We start from the raw sequence: 16,185 nt of genomic DNA, 5'->3' as shown, positions 1-16,185 counted from the left end.
GTTCCCCGCGCCCCTGAAAAGGGGCGCGGGGAACTGCGCAATTCTTGAGCCCCCATGTACGGGAACGGGCAGGGGCGGCGGGGGCGAGGAAACCCACCACCGCCCCACCGACCGGACGGTCACCCGTACTTCTTGATCTCCCGATGCGCCAGCGACCGCTGGTGGACCTCGTCGGGGCCGTCGGCGAGCTTCAGGGTGCGCGCGGCGGCCCAGAGTTCGGCGAGCGGGAAGTCCTGGCTGACGCCCCCGGCCCCGTGCAGCTGGACGGCCTTGTCGAGGATGTCGACGACGGTACGCGGCGTGGCGATCTTGATGGCCTGGATCTCGGTGTGGGCGCCCTTGTTGCCCACGGTGTCCATCATCCAGGCGGTCTTCAGGACGAGCAGCCGCAGTTGCTCGACGGCGACGCGCGCGTCGGCGATCCAGTTCTGCACGACGCCCTGCTGGGCCAGCGGCCTGCCGAAGGCCGTGCGGGACACGGCCCGGCGGCACATCAGCTCGATCGCCCGCTCGGCCATGCCGATCAGCCGCATGCAGTGGTGGATCCGCCCGGGCCCGAGCCGAGCCTGGGCGATGGCGAAGCCGCCGCCCTCCTCGCCGACCAGGTTGGCCACGGGGACCCGGGCGTGGTCGAAGACGACCTCGGCGTGGCCGCCGTGGGAGTGGTCCTCGTAGCCGTACACCTGCATGGCGCGCCGGACCTCGACCCCGGGCGTGTCGCGCGGCACCAGCACCATCGACTGCTGACGGCGGATGTCGGAACCATCCGGGTCCGTCTTGCCCATCACGATGAAGATCTTGCAGTCCGGGTTCATCGCCCCGGAGATGTACCACTTGCGGCCGGTGATGACGTACTCGGCGGAACCGTCGGAGGATCGCTCGATGCGCGTGGTGATGTTCGTGGCGTCGGAGGAGGCCACCTCGGGCTCGGTCATCGCGAACGCCGAGCGGATCTCGCCGGCGAGCAGCGGCTCAAGCCACTGCTTCTTCTGCTGCTCGTCGCCGAACTGCGCGAGCACCTCCATGTTGCCGGTGTCGGGCGCGGCGCAGTTCAGCGCGGTGGGCGCCAGGTGCGGGCTGCGGCCGGTGATCTCGGCGAGCGGCGCGTACTGGAGGTTGGTGAGCCCGGCGCCGTACTCGGAGTCCGGGAGGAAGAGGTTCCACAGGCCCTGCCTGCGGGCCTCGGCCTTCAACTCCCCGACCACGGCGGGCGTGTCCCACGGGGAGGCGAGCTGAGCGCGCTGCTCCTCGGCGACGGCTTCCGCCGGATAGACATACTCGTCCATGAAGGCGAGCAGCTTTCCGCGCAGCTCTTCGGTGCGCGCGTCGAATGCGAAGTCCATGGCGGATCAGCCTTCCTGAAGGGTGGTCAGGCCGTGCTCGATGAAGAAGGGGACCAGTTCACCGATGCGGTCGAAGCCGGCGCCGACCGTCTGGCCGAGCGTGTAGCGGTAGTGGATGCCCTCCAGGATCACGGCGAGCTTGAACCAGGCGAACGCCGTGTACCAGGAGACGGCGGACACATCGCGCCCCGAGCGCGCGGCGTACCGCTCGATGATCTCGGCCGGGTCCGGGTGTCCGGCGGCCGAAGCGGTCGTGCTGATGGGGGAGTCGGGCAGGTCCAGCGGCGCGCTGTACATCACCAGCAGGCCGAGGTCGGTGAGCGGATCACCGAGGGTGGACATCTCCCAGTCCAGGATGGCCTTGATCCGGTCGTCCGTGCCGATCAGCACGTTGTCGAGCCGGTAGTCGCCGTGCACGACGGCGGGCGCGGGGGAGTGCGGCAGTTCGCGTCCCAGGGCCGCGTGCAACTCGTCGACGCCGGCGAGTTCGCGGTTCCTGGAGGCGTCCAGCTGCTTGCCCCAGCGGCGCAGTTGCCGGTCGAGGAAGCCCTCGGGCCGGCCGAAGTCCGCGAGGCCCACCTCGGCGGGGTCCACCGAGTGCAGTTCGACCAGGGTGTCCACCAGGCCGAGCACCGCGTCGCGGGTGCGTTCGGGGCCGAGCGGGGCGAGCTGCTCGGCGGTGCGGTACGGCGTGCCCTCCACGAACTCCATGACGTAGAACGGCGCGCCGAGCACCGACTCGTCCTCGCACAGCAGCACCGGACGGGGCACCGGCACGGCCGTCGGGTGCAGTGCGCTGATCACCCGGTGCTCGCGCTTCATGTCGTGCGCGGTGGCCAGCACATGGCCCAGCGGAGGCCGACGGACGACCCAGTTCGTGGCGCCGTCCGTGACCGCGTACGTGAGGTTCGACCGTCCGCCTTCGATCAGCCGGCCGGTCAGGGGGCCGTTCACCAGTCCGGGCCGCTCACGGTCGAGCAGGCCGCGCAACTGGTCGAGATCGAGACCTGGCGGGTGGTCTGGGCTCATCATTGCTCCTACGCACACGGAAACGGGACGTGACTATGATGCCGACCAGTCGGTATGTCGTCCAGCGGGTGCGCGAAACGTGATCGGCGTCTCCCCCGGGGTCAGGGAATCCGGGGGAGACGCCGTACGACGGGAGGGCTCAGTGGTCGTCCCAGTGTCCCTCGTGCTGGGCGTGCCGGTGCCCGTCGTGCACGTAGTCGAGGTGATCGCCGTGCTCCACGGCCGGGTGCCCGCAGCCCTCGCCGTGCTGGTGGCCGTGCCCGTCGTGCGCGGTGTGAGTGCTCGGCTCGCACTCGTCCCAGTGCCCCGCGTGCTCGCGGTGCAGATGGCCGTCGTGCGCGTAGTCGATGTGGTCCCCGTGGCGGACCTCGGTGTGACCGCAGTCCGGGCCGTGGATGTGCTCGTGGGTGGGGTGCTCCTGGTGAAGGGTGGTCATGGTGCTCACCTTCGGTGTGGCGTGGAATGACGGCTCAGGCTAGCGCCGCAAAGTGTCGCAATTGCCCCCATTTCGTCTCACGTGTCGCCCGAGTACCCCAGAGGGTCGAGACCATGAAGGCGCAGGGACTCGATCGGTCCGCGAGACACCCCCGTGGGCCGGCGGGAGCCGTCAGAACACCAGCGCCGCCGCGCACACCGCCAGTGCCACCGTGCACAGGGCCGCCGTCGTCGCGTGCCGGGGCGTGAGTGCCGGGGGGCCGCCCGGGCCGGATGCCGCGAGGACGCGGATACGGCGGTGCGCCACCGCCAGGAATCCCAGCCAGAGGGCGCAGCAGAGGGCGCAGGCGACGACCCCGGCCACCGAGCCGCCGCCGTGCAGGGCGGTCTTCGTGGCCAGCACGGCGGCGACCGTGCTGGAGAGGGTCGTACGGCGCCAGGCGAGACGCGTGCGTTCCGGCTGGAGCCCCGGGTCCCGTTCCCCCGCGGGGGTGCTCGTCGTGGTCATCCCGCCCAGCCGACGAGTACGACGACGACCATGGCCACGGCGACGACCGCGACGGCGATGCTCAGCACGGCCGGGAAGCGCGACACCGGCAGGTCATCGCCCTTCCGCATCGCCCGCTCGCACCGGATCCAGTGGTTGACGGCGCGCAGTGAGCAGAGCACGCCCGCGCCCAGCAGGGCCAGGGCCAGGCCGACGCGCCAGCCCCACCGGAGGTCGGGCAGGAACTGGTCCACGGCGAAGCCGCCGCCGATCAGGGCGAGGGCGGTGCGCAGCCAGGCCAAGAAGGTCCGCTCGTTGGCCAACGAGAACCGGTAGTCGGGCGTCCGGCCCTCCGCCCGGACCTCCCCGGGCGCGAACCACATCCGGACATTACGCACGAGTTCGATCACGCCCTGGACCCTACCGGGGCGCCCGGCACGGGGCGTTGTCAGTGCCCCCCGCTACGGTTCGGGCCATGGAAGTTCCCACGTCACTGGCTTCGTACGCGCTGCCCGGCTACGGCATCGCGGCCTCCGAGCACCTGATCCGGCTGCCCGGATTCTGGCCCGCGTACTACGGCCCGACCTGGGGCGAGTTCGCGGAAGAGCCGGAGCTGTTCGGCGCGGACACGGCGGACGTCGACGCGGCCGCCGAGGCGTTGTACGACGCCACGGAGGTCTGGCCCGCGTACCCCCTGCCGATGGCGGGCGGGCACCTCCTGTGGATCGTCCACAGCAACCTCCCGGACGACCCCGGCACCAGCTATCTGATCACGCACCCCGACTGGCGCCGGCACGGTCACCTCGCCTCGATCGAGGGTCACTTCAGCGGGCCGGGGCTGTCCTGGCCCGAGCTGGTCGCCGTCGCGTCCTCCGCTCCGGCGGACGCCGAGGGTATACGCGACCCCGACCTGCGGCTGCTCCTGCTGCTCCCCGCGTTCGGTGACGCCGACGTCCCGGTGGCGGAGGCGGTGGAGCGGATCGCGGGCGCGCTCACGACGGTCGGGGTGTCCGAGGACGCGGCGGCCGAGGCGGCGGAGCGGTTTCTGGACCATCCGTTCTGGGACGGCCCCACCTGGGCGGTGCAGGGACAGAGCCCGCTCAGCGGCAGTACCGGCCGACCCTCCCCGCTTGCGGTGTGCGACGGCCCGCACAGCCCCAGAACCGTCCTGCTCGGACCGGCCATCACCGCGGGCCAGGAGCAGGCGCTGGCCGACGCGCTCGCCGGTGGCCGGACCCCGGGGGATCAGCCTCCCGCCCGGTAGTCCCGCAAACGCTCGTACGCGGCCAGGCCGTCCGGTACCCACGTCCAGTCCGCCAGGCGCGCCTCCACCTCCTCCTCGGAGAGGAAGTCGTGCCAGGCGACCTCTTCGGCCTGCGGGTTCACCGGGAGGTCGCAGCGCACCTCGTACACGGCGGACCACCAGCTCTGACCGGCGCCGTTGTCGTACAGGAACTTGAAGAGGGGCGAGGGCCTGGGCAGCCCGGTGACGCCGAGCTCCTCCTCGGCCTCACGCAGCGCCGCGTCGTCGTACGACTCGCCGGCTCCGACGACTCCGCCGACGAACATGTCGTAGAGGGAGGGAAAGACCAGCTTGGTGGGGGTGCGGCGATGGACGAAGATCCGGCCCTCGGCGTCCCGGGCCCGGATGAAGACGCATCGGTGGCGCAGGCCGCGCGCGTACGCCTGTCCGCGTGGGGACTGCCCGACCACCTGGTCGTTCTCGTCCACGATGTCGAGGATCTCGTCAGCGGGACCGGTGCTCCCGTCGACGGGCGTGTCCCCGTCCGCAGTCGGGTCCCGGTCGACGGGCTTGTCCCGGTCCATGGTCAGGTCCCGGTCCATGGTCGTGTGCCCGTGGACGGTCGTGTCCCCGTCCGTAGTCGTGTCCCGGTCCACGGTCAGGTCCCGGTCCACGGTCAGGTCCCCGTCCATGGTCAGATCCCCTTCCAGGGTCAGGTCCCCGTCGACGGTCGTGTCCCCGTCCATGGTCGTGTGCCCGTGGACGGTCGTGTCCCCGTCCACGGTCGAGTCTCCGTCCTCAGTCATGTCGCCATCCAAGCAGCCGGGAGCCCGGCGGGGGCAGTACCGCCCGCGCCGCCCGGACCATGACGCTCAACGGGTCTGAAGGTCCCGTGACGGCTCCGCCGGTGCCGCCCCGCTCGGCATCGCCGGATGCAGGCCCAGCAGGACGATCCCCACGACGACGCCCGCGAGTCCGGCCGCCTGCCAGGTGAGGGCCCCCACGTCGGTACGCAGCTGGTCACCGAGGAAACCCACCCCGCAGAGGATCCCGGCCAGAGGCTGGGCCGCGGTGAGCGCGGGCAGCGACATCCGCAGCGGCGCCGTCTCGAAGGCGCTCTGGACCAGGACCAGGCCCGTCACACCGAGCACCAGCACCGCGTACGGCTGCCAGCCGGTGAGCAGCTCGCTCCAGCCCCCCGCCCCGAACCGCTGCCCGCTGACCCGCGTGAGCGCGTCCTGGACGCCGTACAGCAGCCCGGCGGCGAGGGAGAGCAGCACGGGGCCTGCGCTCAGCCGTGACCTCTTCGCGTACGTGGTGAGCAGCAGCGCGAGGCCGACCATGACCCCGATGATCAGCCAGTGCCGAAGCGGGTCGGCTACGGCGTCGCCGCCCTGCGGCTGACCCGCCACGATGAACGCCGAGACGCCGCCCGCGAGCAGCACGAGGCCGGTCCAGCCCTGTCGTCCCAGCGGCTGCTTGGTCTGGTGGCGGGAGAGCGCGAGGGCGAACAGCAGGTTTGTCGCGAGGAGCGGTTCCACCAGGGAGATCTCGCCCTTGCCCAGGGCGATCGCGCCGAGGACCATGCCGCAGACCATGAGCCCGATGCCGCCCAGCCAGCGGGGGACCCGGATCAGGTCGAGCAGCAGACGGGGGGAGAGGAAGTCGCTCAGCGGCGCGTGCGAGGCGACGTTCTGCTGGAGCACGAAGCCGAAGCCGAGACAGCAGGCCGCGCTCACGGCGAGGATCAGAACGAGAACCGACACGCTGTGTACCTCGAGACGTCAGGCGGGCCACGGTTGCGTGCCGCCGACTGTAGTGCCAAGGACCGGAGCCTGCCCCCAGGAGTACCCGGAACCAGGCAGTTGACTCGGTCACTCTTCTTGCCGAAGGATCTGACCGATCAGTAACAAGGAGTGGCCGACCTGCACGGTCAACCACCACCAATGTCTCATCAACCAGCGAAGCTGCCGATCGGTACGTGACAAACGCCTCATGACCACGCCCGTGGGGAACTTCTTGAGGACCCCTCAGGACGACGCCGATCCGACCAGCCGATCCGACCAGTCGGAATGCCGAGAGGACGGGCCCATGGCCTACGACGCAGATGTGATCGTCATCGGAGCGGGCCTCGCGGGGCTCGCGGCGACCGCGGAGCTCGTCGACGCGGGCCGTACGGTGATCCTCCTCGACCAGGAGCCGGAGCAGTCGATCGGCGGCCAGGCGCACTGGTCCTTCGGCGGGCTCTTCTTCGTCGACTCTCCCGAGCAGCGCCGCCTGCGGATCAAGGACAGCCACGCGCTCGCCCTCCAGGACTGGCTGGGCACCGCCGCCTTCGACCGGCCCGAGGACCACTGGCCGCGGCAATGGGCCGAGGCGTACGTCGACTTCGCGGCCGGCGAGAAGCGATCCTGGCTGCACCGGCAGGGCGTGCGCTTCTTCCCGGTGGTCGGCTGGGCCGAGCGCGGTGGCTATGACGCCAACGGGCACGGGAACTCGGTGCCCCGCTTCCACATCACGTGGGGGACCGGACCCGGCCTGGTGGCTCCCTTCGAGCGGCGGGTACGGGCCGGGGTCGCCCGCGGACTCGTGCAGCTGAGGTTCCGCCACCGCGTCACGGGCCTCGCGCGCAGCGCCGGTTCCGTGGACACGGTGACCGGCGAGGTCCTGGAGCCGTCCGGGATCGAGCGCGGGCAGGCCAGCAGTCGCACGGTCACCGGCGCCTTCGAACTCAAGGCCCAGGCGGTGATCGTCACGTCCGGCGGCATCGGCGGCGACCACGACCTCGTCCGCGCCAACTGGCCCGAGCGGCTGGGCACCCCGCCCGAGAGGATGGTCTCCGGCGTCCCCGCGCACGTGGACGGCAGGATGCTCGGGATCGCCGAGGACGCGGGCGCCCACCTCATCAACCGCGACCGCATGTGGCACTACACCGAGGGCATCCAGAACTGGAACCCCATCTGGGCCAACCACGGCATCCGCATCCTCCCCGGCCCGTCCTCCCTCTGGCTCGACGCGCGCGGAAACCGGCTGCCCGTGCCGCTCTTCCCCGGCTTCGACACGCTCGGGACGCTCGAACACATCATGAGTACCGGGTACGACTACACGTGGTTCGTGCTCGACCAGAAGATCATCGGCAAGGAGTTCGCGCTCTCGGGCTCGGAGCAGAACCCCGACCTGACCGGCAAGTCGGTCAAGGACGTCATCGGGCGGGCCCGCGCCGACGTCCCCGGACCGGTCAAGGCGTTCATGGACAACGGCGTGGACTTCGTCGTCGAGAAGGACCTCGGCGCGCTCGTCCGCGGGATGAACGCGCTCACCAAGGAGCCGCTCATCGACGAGACGGAGCTGCGCCGCGTGATCGTCGCGCGCGACCGGGAGATGGCGAACCCGTTCACCAAGGACCTCCAGGTGACGGCGATCCACGGCGCCCGCAGGTTCCTCGGCGACAAGCTGATCCGTACCGCGTCCCCGCACCGCATCCTCGACCCCAAGGCGGGCCCGCTGATCGCCGTCCGTCTCAACATCCTCACCCGCAAGACCCTCGGCGGACTGGAGACCGACCTCTCCTCGCGCGTGCTGACCGGGGGCGGCGAGCCGCTGGAGGGCGTGTACGCCGCCGGTGAGGCCGCCGGATTCGGCGGCGGCGGAGTGCACGGATACCGCTCGCTCGAAGGCACGTTCCTCGGCGGCTGCCTGTTCTCCGGCCGCACGGCGGGCCGAGCGGCGGCCAAGGCGCTGGGCTGAGCGGCGGCCAAGGCGCTGGGCTGAGCGGCGGCCAAGGGGGTGGGCTCGGCGCCGGGGGGGCGAGACGGGGGCGGTCTCGGCGCCGGGGAGGCCGAGACGGGGGTGGGCTGAGCTCCGGGGAGGTCGAGAGGGGGGCGAGCTCCGGGAGGCCGAGACGGGGGGGCGGGCTCAGCACCGGGGAGATCGAGGGGTGCCGGGGCGGGCCGAACCCGCTCGCGGAGGCGGTCGGCCGCAGGGTCAACTTCACGGCCCGCGAGGGCAGTTGACACGTGTAGCGATTTGGTCGGCCCTTGACTAAAAGCATTGGCTGCGGGTTTGCTGTGCGTGATCGACTCCTGACGAACCGCGCCCTGTGAGGAAAGACCCGCGGTGTCACCACCCCCACCTCCCCTCGGCCGCGGTCGCAAGCGCGCGGCTCAGGCCTTCGACGCCGCGCTCGACGACGCCGAACTCGCCGCCGCGCGCACCTCGTTGAACCAGGGGCGCTGGACGGCGGTCCGCGCGCTGCTCGCCGCGACCGGCGACGACTGGGACCGCCGCGGCCACCGCGTCACCGTGCTCGCCCAGGAGTCCGCCGCGCTTCCCTGGGTCCGCGACTGGCAGCTCGCCGAACCCGAGTCCGCCGACGCCGCCGTACTTCTCGGCTGCGCGACCGTCCAGCGCGCCCTGAGCGGCAAGGAACGCCCCGAGCGCGCCCGCGAGGCCTGCCACGCCGCCGCCGTGCTCGCACCCGCCGACCCCACCCCCTGGCTCGGCCTGCTTCTCCTGGAACGCTCGCTGGGCACCGAGGACGACGTGGTCCGGCTCTTCGACGAGGTGCGGCACCGGTACGCCGATCACCACCACGCCCACCATCTGATGGTCGCCCGGCTCGCCGAGCGGCGCGCCGCTGCGGGCCAGGATCCGCTGCACGAGGTGTACGACTTCGCCAACTGGGCCGCCGAACAGGCGCCCGCCGACTCGCCGCTCGCCATCCTCCCCGTCGTCGCGCACGCCGAGCGCTACCGCGTGCTCGCCACCAGCGGCAGCGAGCCCGCCGACCCGGTCGCCTCCGGGCACTGGGTCGGACGCCGGGCCCGCCAGGTGATGAAGGCGGCCTTCGACTGGTGGCTGGAGTGGGAGCGCGACGACCATCCGCGCCGCCTCGTCGACCTCAACTTCCTCGCCCACGCCAAGTACTGCGAGGGCCGGGGCGCCGAGGCCGCCGCCCTGTTCCACCGCATCGCGGAGCACGCCACCCCGGCGCCGTGGTCGTACCCGGACCGCGATCCGTACAAAGCCTTCCGCGCCGCACGCGACAGCGCGCTCGGCGCGGTGTGAATCACCAAGAGCGACCAACCGACCCCGACCACCCCCGAGAACCGGACATCCGAAAGGACGACCCCGCGATGACGACGGGCAGTTCGAGCACATCGAGCACATCGAGTACGTCGAACACGGGCAGACCGGCGGCCGCCGCCGACGGCGGAGGCATCCGCACGTTCAAGGGACAGGAGCGCGCCTTGCGCGCCGACCGGCTGGGCGCGGGCGGTCTGCTGCTCTCCGTCCTCGCGGCGACCGCCCCGCTCATGGTGGTCGCGGGTGTCATGCCCACCACATTCGCGGTGATGGGCATCGTCGGGCAGCCGCTGCTCTTCGCCATCCTCGGCGTCGTCCTCGTGCTCTTCAGCGTCGGGTACGCCGAGATGAGCCGTCACGTCCACAACGCGGGCGCCTTCTACGCGTACATCTCGCGGGGCCTCGGCGGCACCGCGGGCGCAGGGGCCGCGCTGGTCGCGCTCGTCGCGTACAACGCCCTCCAGGTGGGCATCTACGGCATCTTCGGCTTCGAGGTGTCCGGACTGTTCTCCACTTACCTCGACCTCGAAGTCGCCTGGTGGATACCGGCGTTGGTGGCGGTCCTGGTCGTCGGCGCGCTCGGCTGGCTGAAGATCGACGTCAACGCGCGGGTGCTGGGCGTGCTGCTGGTCATCGAGGTGGCCCTCGTCGTCATCTTCGACATCGCCGCCGTCGCCGACCCGGCGAAGGAGGGCCTGTCGCTGCACGCCTTCAACCCCGACACGCTCACCGGCGCCGGGGTCGGCACCGCGCTGTGCTTCTGCATCGCTGCCTTCCTCGGCTTCGAACAGGCCCCGGTGTACGCCGAGGAGACCAGCCGGCCGCACGTCCTGGTGCCACGCGTGATGTTCCTCGCCGTCGCCGGTGTCGCCGTCTTCTTCGCGGTCAGCTGCTGGGCGCTCACCGTGGCCGCCGGCCCCTCCGGGATCGTCGGCGCCTCCCAGAAGCAGAGCGCGGGCCTGCTCTTCTTCCTCACCGAGTCGCGGCTCGGCGGCACCTTCACGGACGTCCTGCACGTCCTGTTCGTGACCGGAATGTTCGCGGCGATGCTCAGCTTCCACAACGTCGTGGCGCGCTACGCCTTCGCCATGGGCCGGGAGGGACTGCTGCCCTCCGCCTTCGGCCGGACGACCGGCACGAGCGGCGCCCCCGGCACCGGCTCGCTGCTCCAGACCGCCATATCCCTGGTGTTCGTGATCGGCTTCGCGGTCGCCGACGACAAGCCGACCGGCGACCCGACCGCACCCGTGCTGCACCTGTTCACCTGGGGCGGCAACATCGGGGCGCTCGGTGTCATCGTGCTGATGGCCGCCGCCTCGCTCTCCGTCATCGTCTTCTTCGCCCGCCGCGGCGCCGCGCGGGCCCAGGCCTGGCGCCTCGCCACGTCCGCGGTCGCGGGCGTCGCGCTGCTCGTCATCGCGGTCTACACGGTCAAGGACTTCGACGTCCTGGTCGGAGCCGGACCTGGCTCCTCGCTGAGCTGGCTGCTGCCCGCCATCATCGGGGCGGCCCTGTTCGTCGGCGTGATCCAGGGCCTGGTGCTGCGCTCCCGCAGGCCCGAGGCACATGCCCGGATCGGGCTCGGCAACGAGGCGTTCCAGCTGGACAAGGCGGCCGAGTCCGTGTCCTGAAGCGGCCTGCCTGGAGCACGCTCCCTGAACGGCACGTAAGAAGTCATTACGGAACGCTGACGGGCACCCGCCGCCGCTGGCCTTTTGGGGGTCGCGGGTGCTCGAATCAGTGTGTGAACCCTGAACAGCCCGAGGAGCGCGAGCCGGCACCAGAACCGGAGCGAGGACCGGAGCAAGAACCGGAACGGTCCGACGAACGCGCCCGGGAGCGACCCCCAAAGCGCCGCCCGGAGCGGCCGGCGCGCGAACGGGATCAGGAACGGCCGGAGGAGCGGAGTCCCCAGCGGCCGAGGCAGCGCGGTCCGGAGCGGCCGGAGGAGCGGAGTCCGGAGCGGCCGGAGGAGCGCGGCACGCCGATCGGTCGTCGGGTCCTGCTCGGGACGCTCGGACTCGGCGCCCTCGGCGTGATCGCCGCGCCCCCGCTCCAGCGCGGTCTCGAATCCTTCCTCGCCGGCGCCTCCCAGAAGGACCCCACCGGCCTGACCGGCCTGCTGCCCAACGGCGGCGGGTTCCGCTACTACTCGGTGGCCACGTCGGTCCCGCACAAGGACGAGACCACCTACCGCCTCACCATCGACGGCCTGGTCGACCGCCCCAGGACCTACACCCTGGCGGACCTGCGGGCCCTGCCGCAGACCCGGCTCGTACACGACGTCCAGTGCGTCACGGGCTGGCGCGTCCCGGGCACGCCCTTCGAGGGCGTCCGGCTGTCCCGGCTGTTGGACGCCGCGGGAGTGCGCCCCTCGGCCGGGGCGATCCGCTTCACCTGCTTCGACGGGACCTACACCGAGAGCCTCACGATGGAGCAGGCCCGGCGTGCCGACGTCCTGGTGGCCCTGCGCATGCAGGACAAGCCCGTCGGCCACAACCACGGGGGCCCCGTCCGCCTCTACGTAGCCCCCATGTACTTCTACAAATCCGCCAAGTGGCTCTCCGGTATCACGGTCACCAAGGAGGTCCGCCCCGGGTACTGGGAGGACCGGGGGTACGACGTGGACGCGTGGGTCGGCCGTTCGAACGGACGTGACGATGCACCCACGAGTTGACGACACCCCGGCCGTGTCCGCGCACTCCTCCCGGGTGCGGCGCTTCAGCCGCGCCGAGCGCTGGGTGCACCGCGGGACCGCCGTCCTGATGGGCGTGTGCGTGGCCACCGCGGCCTGCCTCTACATCCCCCAGTTCGCCGAACTCGTCGGTCGCCGTGAGCTCGTGGTGCGGGTGCACGAGTGGGCGGGGCTGATGCTCCCCGTGCCCGTCCTGGCGGGCCTGGCCTCCCGCGCATTCCGCGCGGACCTGGGCTTCCTGAACCGTTTCGGGCCGCACGACCGGGTGTGGCTGCGCGCGGCCCTGCGGCGCGACAAGCGTCCGCGGTCCCGGCCTGCGGGCAAGTTCAACGCCGGACAGAAGATCTACGCGGCCTGGATCGCCGGGGCCTCGCTCGTGATGCTGGGCACGGGTCTTTTGATGTGGTTCACCCATCTCACCCCGTTGATGTGGCGCACTTCGGCGACGTTCGTCCACGACTGGCTGGCCCTGACGATCGGCATCGTCCTGGCCGGACACATCGGCATGGCGCTGGGGGACCCGGAGGCCCGGGAGGGCCTGCGGACGGGCTCCGTGAGCCGCGACTGGGCGGATACCGAGCATCCGCTGTGGCGCCCCTAGGAGTTATGCGTCCCCGAAGTCCAGCAGCACCTTGCACGACCGGCTCCGGTCCGCCGCCAAGGCGAACCCCGCCTCCGCCTCCCCGAGGGGCACCACCGCACTGATCAACGCGTCGAAGCGAGGCTCACCCGCCAGCAGCGCCAACGCCTCGTCGAACTCCACGTCGAAGCGGAACGCACCGCGCAGTTCGATCTCCCGGCTCACCACCAGATTCCCCGCGAAGGGACTCTGCCCGGACGGCAGCATGCCGAGCTGGACGACGACCCCGCCTCGCCGGACGAGGCGCAGACAGGTGTCGAGCCCCGCCGCGACCCCCGACGCCTCGATCGCGACGTCGACCTCCTGGGGCCACCCGGGACCGGCGGCGTCATCGGCCCGTACGACGGAATCCGCGCCCGCCGCGACGGCGTACTCCAGCGCCCGCGGCAGCAGGTCCGTCACCGTGACCCGCGCCGCGCCCGCGGCCTTCACGGCGGCCACCACGAGGCAGCCGATGGGCCCGGCCCCCGTGACCAGCACATGCCGGCCCGCCACCGCACCGGCCCGCCGTACCGCGTGCAGCGCGACGGACAACGGCTCGGCGAGCGCGGCCCGGGTGAGGCCGAGCCCGCTGGGGAGCGCCCGCAACTGCCCGGCCGGGACCACGACTTGGGCCGCGAAAGCGCCCTGTACGTGCGGTGTGCGCGCCGCGCTGCCCAGGTACCGCGTGTCGCGGCAGACGTTCGCGCGGCCGTCGACGCACTCGGGGCAGACCCCGCAGGGAGTCGCCGGGTGCACGGCGACCGGAGTACCCGCCACCGGACCTGAGGCTCCGGCACCGTAGGAGAGCACCGTCCCGACGACCTCGTGCCCCAGCACCATCGGCTCCCGCAGCCGGAAGTCACCGACCCCGCCGTGGCGCCAGTAGTGCAGGTCGGAACCGCACACCCCGCCGTACCGGACGGCGACGAGCGCCTGGCCGGGGCCGGGCGAGGGCACGGGCAGTTCGTCGACCCGCAGGTCGCCCCGGCCGTGGATCACGCAACCGAACATGGCCGACTCCCCTTCAGAGCACACTCGTCATGCCGCCGTCGACGTACAGCACCTGCCCGCTGACGAAGTCCGCCGCGGGAGAGGCGAGGAACAGCAGCCCGCCGACCAGGTCGTCCGTACGGCCCCACCGCCCGGCCGGGGTGCGCCGCCGCACCCACGCGCTGAACTCCTCGTCCGCCACCAGGGGCCTGGTGAGTTCGGTCTCGATGTAGCCGGGGCCCAGCCCGTTGACCTGCACGCCGTGCGGGCCCCAGTCCGCGCACATGCCCTTGGTGAGCATCTTCAGCGCGCCCTTGGTGGCCGCGTACGGGGCGATGCCCGGCCGGACCACCTCGCTCTGCAACGAGCAGATGTTGATGATCTTTCCGTGGCCGCGCTCGGTCATCCGGCGGGCCGCCTCGCGCCCGACCAGGAACGCGCTCGTCAGGTTGGTGTTCAGGATCCGGTGCCAGTCCGCGTCCGTGAACTCCAGCAGCGGGGCGCGCAGTTGCATGCCCGCGTTGTTGACGAGGATGTCGAGCGGGCCCACCCGCTCCTCGATGTCCGCCGTGCCGGCGGCCACCGACGCTGCGTCGGTGACGTCGAACACCGCCGTGTGGATGTCACCGGGCAGTTCCGAGGCCGCCTCGGTGAGCCGTTCGGGGTCGCGCCCGTTGAGGACGACGGTGCAGCCGGCCTCCGCGAGACCCCGTGCCAGCGCGAGTCCGATGCCGCGGCTGGAACCGGTGACCAGAGCCGTACGGCCGCTGATGTCGAAGAGCGGGTGACTCATCCGCGTACTCCTAGATCACGAGGGACAGCAGCAGGACCAGTCCACCGGCCACCACCGAGATGATCGTCTCCATCACGGACCAGGTCTTGACGGTCTGGCCGACACTCAGCCCGAAGTACTCCTTGACCAGCCAGAAGCCCGCGTCGTTGACGTGACTGAAGAAGAGCGAGCCCGCTCCGATCGCGAGGACGAGGAGGGAGGTGTGGGCGGTCGACATGTCGGCCGCGAGGGGGGCGACGAGACCGGCCGCCGAGATGGTGGCGACGGTCGCCGAACCCGTGGCGAGCCGGATGGCCACCGCGATCAGCCAGGCCAGCAGCAGCGCGGGGATCGACCAGTCCTTGGAGATGTCCAGGATCATCTGGCCCACGCCGGAGTCGATCAGCGTCTGCTTGAAGCCGCCGCCCGCGCCGACGATCAGCAGGATGCCGGCGATCGGGGCGAGGGACTTCTCGACGGTCGTCGAGAGGCGCTCCTTGGTGAAGCCGGCCGCCCGGCCCAGCGTGAACATACCGACGATCACGGCCGCGAGCAGCGCGATCAGCGGCGAGCCGATGACGTCGAAGACACGCTGCACCTTGTGCGCGGGGTCGTCGACGACGATGTCGACCAGGGCCTTGGACAGCATCAGCACGACCGGCAGCAGCATCGTGGCGAGGGTGGCGCCGAAGCCGGGACGCTTCTCCAGCTCCTCGGACGCGCGGGCCGGGATCATGCGGTCGGGAGCGGGGACGTCCACCCAGCGGGCCGCGTACCGCGAGAACAGCGGACCGGCCACGATCACCGTCGGGATGGCGACCAGGACACCGAGCGCGAGCGTGAGGCCGAGGTTGGCCTTGACGGCGTCGATGGCGACCAGCGGGCCGGGGTGCGGCGGGATCAGGCCGTGCATCACGGACAGACCGGCCAGCGCCGGGATGCCGATGCGCATCAGGGAGTAGTTGCCGCGCTTGGCGACCATCAGGACCACCGGGATCAGCAGCACGATGCCGACCTCGAAGAACAGCGGCAGACCGATCACCGAGGCGATCAGGACCATCGCCCACGGCATGGCGCGCCCGCCCGCCTTGGCGAGGATCGTGTCGACGATCTGGTCGGCGCCGCCGGAGTCGGCCAGCAGCTTGCCGAGGATCGCGCCCAGCGCGATCAGGACGCCCACACCGGCGACGGTGGAGCCGAGACCGGTGGTGAAGCTGACGATGGTCTTGTCGAGCGGCGCCCCGGCGAACGCGCCGAGGGCGAGCGAGCCGATGGTCAGGGCCAGGAATGCGTGCAGCTTGAACTGGGTGATGAGCAGGACGATGACGGCGATGCCCGCCAGCACGGCGATGCCCAGCTGAGCATGGCCCGCCGAGGTGATCGGCTCGACGGTGTCCGCTGCCAGCATCTCGACGCTGAGTCTGGTCACGGTTGTTCCCTTGCTTGTGGAAGGTGGGAAGGGGGACGGCGTGCCCGCGAGGGGC

At 71.5% G+C, this 16,185-nt stretch carries 16 protein-coding genes; 6 read left to right on the top strand and 10 right to left on the bottom strand.

From position 1 onward, the window contains the following. Window positions 1-119: 119 nt before the first annotated feature. The 5 genes from ACFVXA_RS34130 to ACFVXA_RS34110 form a co-directional block, all read right to left on the bottom strand. Window positions 120-1,343, bottom strand: a complete 1,224-nt coding sequence (locus tag ACFVXA_RS34130) for an acyl-CoA dehydrogenase family protein (protein WP_362020496.1) — start codon at window positions 1,341-1,343, stop codon at window positions 120-122. Window positions 1,344-1,349: 6 nt separating this feature from the next. Next, window positions 1,350-2,372 carry a phosphotransferase family protein gene (locus tag ACFVXA_RS34125; protein ID WP_383747907.1) on the bottom strand — a complete coding sequence of 341 codons (1,023 nt, stop codon included), beginning with the start codon at window positions 2,370-2,372 and terminating at the stop codon, window positions 1,350-1,352. 139 nt (window positions 2,373-2,511) lie between these two features. Continuing rightward, complete coding sequence (locus ACFVXA_RS34120; RefSeq protein ID WP_362020501.1) at window positions 2,512-2,808, bottom strand: hypothetical protein; 297 nt, start codon at window positions 2,806-2,808, stop codon at window positions 2,512-2,514. A 171-nt stretch (window positions 2,809-2,979) separates the two neighbouring features. Next, window positions 2,980-3,315, bottom strand: a complete 336-nt coding sequence (locus tag ACFVXA_RS34115) for a DUF202 domain-containing protein (RefSeq protein WP_362020504.1) — start codon at window positions 3,313-3,315, stop codon at window positions 2,980-2,982. Then, entirely contained in the window at window positions 3,312-3,704 is a 393-nt protein-coding gene (locus ACFVXA_RS34110; RefSeq protein ID WP_362020507.1) for a DUF202 domain-containing protein, read from the bottom strand. The genes ACFVXA_RS34115 and ACFVXA_RS34110 overlap by 4 nt, the downstream gene beginning before the upstream one ends. Window positions 3,705-3,769: 65 nt before the next feature. Between ACFVXA_RS34110 and ACFVXA_RS34105 the strand changes: the two genes are divergently transcribed. Continuing rightward, the gene (locus ACFVXA_RS34105) at window positions 3,770-4,558 is read left to right on the top strand and encodes a hypothetical protein (RefSeq protein ID WP_383907801.1); all 789 of its coding nucleotides are present in this window, start codon (window positions 3,770-3,772) and stop codon (window positions 4,556-4,558) included. Here the strand turns inward: ACFVXA_RS34105 and ACFVXA_RS34100 are convergent. After that, window positions 4,540-5,037 (bottom strand): NUDIX hydrolase, encoded by a 498-nt coding sequence (locus tag ACFVXA_RS34100; RefSeq protein WP_384401677.1) that lies wholly within the window; start codon window positions 5,035-5,037, stop codon window positions 4,540-4,542. The genes ACFVXA_RS34105 and ACFVXA_RS34100 overlap by 19 nt on opposite strands. A 372-nt stretch (window positions 5,038-5,409) precedes the next feature. Continuing rightward, window positions 5,410-6,303, bottom strand: a complete 894-nt coding sequence (locus tag ACFVXA_RS34095; protein WP_362020513.1) for a DMT family transporter — start codon at window positions 6,301-6,303, stop codon at window positions 5,410-5,412. A 325-nt stretch (window positions 6,304-6,628) separates the two neighbouring features. Between ACFVXA_RS34095 and ACFVXA_RS34090 the strand changes: the two genes are divergently transcribed. From ACFVXA_RS34090 to ACFVXA_RS34070, 5 genes are all read left to right on the top strand, one after another. After that, window positions 6,629-8,284, top strand: coding sequence for an FAD-binding dehydrogenase (locus ACFVXA_RS34090; RefSeq protein ID WP_383747901.1), 1,656 nt, complete (start codon window positions 6,629-6,631; stop codon window positions 8,282-8,284). Window positions 8,285-8,653: 369 nt separating this feature from the next. Continuing rightward, window positions 8,654-9,604, top strand: coding sequence for a hypothetical protein (locus ACFVXA_RS34085; protein ID WP_362020518.1), 951 nt, complete (start codon window positions 8,654-8,656; stop codon window positions 9,602-9,604). A gap of 68 nt (window positions 9,605-9,672) precedes the next feature. Then, the gene (locus ACFVXA_RS34080; protein WP_390028192.1) at window positions 9,673-11,253 is read left to right on the top strand and encodes an APC family permease; all 1,581 of its coding nucleotides are present in this window, start codon (window positions 9,673-9,675) and stop codon (window positions 11,251-11,253) included. A gap of 356 nt (window positions 11,254-11,609) precedes the next feature. Beyond that, entirely contained in the window at window positions 11,610-12,299 is a 690-nt protein-coding gene (locus ACFVXA_RS34075) for a molybdopterin-dependent oxidoreductase (RefSeq protein ID WP_362021093.1), read from the top strand. Beyond that, window positions 12,283-12,918, top strand: a complete 636-nt coding sequence (locus ACFVXA_RS34070; protein ID WP_383747899.1) for a cytochrome b/b6 domain-containing protein — start codon at window positions 12,283-12,285, stop codon at window positions 12,916-12,918. The genes ACFVXA_RS34075 and ACFVXA_RS34070 overlap by 17 nt, the downstream gene beginning before the upstream one ends. 3 nt (window positions 12,919-12,921) lie before the next feature. Here ACFVXA_RS34070 and ACFVXA_RS34065 read toward each other — a convergent pair whose 3' ends face one another. Genes ACFVXA_RS34065 through ACFVXA_RS34055 form a run of 3 tightly spaced genes read right to left on the bottom strand, consistent with a single transcriptional unit; the run spans window position 12,922 to window position 16,130 of the window. After that, window positions 12,922-13,950: an L-idonate 5-dehydrogenase gene (locus ACFVXA_RS34065; protein WP_383747897.1), complete on the bottom strand. Its 1,029-nt coding sequence runs from the start codon at window positions 13,948-13,950 to the stop codon at window positions 12,922-12,924. A 13-nt stretch (window positions 13,951-13,963) separates the two neighbouring features. Further along, a complete protein-coding gene (locus ACFVXA_RS34060; RefSeq protein ID WP_383907813.1) occupies window positions 13,964-14,722 on the bottom strand; it encodes an SDR family oxidoreductase in 759 nt (252 codons plus the stop codon). A gap of 10 nt (window positions 14,723-14,732) precedes the next feature. Further along, on the bottom strand, window positions 14,733-16,130 hold the full coding sequence (locus tag ACFVXA_RS34055; RefSeq protein WP_362020532.1) for a gluconate:H+ symporter: 1,398 nt from the start codon (window positions 16,128-16,130) through the stop codon (window positions 14,733-14,735). Window positions 16,131-16,185 lie beyond the last annotated feature (55 nt).

Origin of the sequence: Streptomyces sp. NPDC058246, from assembly GCF_042881985.1 — a bacterium.
In the GTDB taxonomy this organism is placed as follows: Bacteria; Actinomycetota; Actinomycetes; order Streptomycetales; family Streptomycetaceae; genus Streptomyces.
This window is presented reverse-complemented; position numbering and strand designations above follow the sequence as displayed.